At 49.0% G+C, this 257-nt stretch carries 1 rRNA gene; it reads left to right on the top strand.

Annotated features, from left to right (window positions below):
* Positions 1 to 257 (top strand): 23S ribosomal RNA (locus ACYQ4O_RS13110); the annotation flags it as partial.

The following is a 257-nucleotide window of genomic DNA, read 5'->3' as shown; positions in this document are numbered from 1 at the left end:
GGCAGTAGCGGCGAGCGAACCCGGAGCAGCCTAGTTTTTGATAGTTTGGATGATAGAAAAATGAGATGGAAAGCTCAGCCAAAGAAGGTGATAGCCCTGTATTTAAAATTGTCCGAATGGTACTAAGGAAACGAGAAGTAAGGCGGGACACGAGGAATCCTGTCTGAAGATGGGGGGACCATCCTCCAAGGCTAAATACTAGTGATCGACCGATAGTGAACCAGTACCGTGAGGGAAAGGCGAAAAGAACCCCGGGA

The organism is Turicimonas sp. TL08 (genome assembly GCF_054660695.1).
The sequence above is the reverse complement of the archived record's forward strand: the minus strand, read 5'-3'. Positions and strand labels throughout refer to the sequence as shown.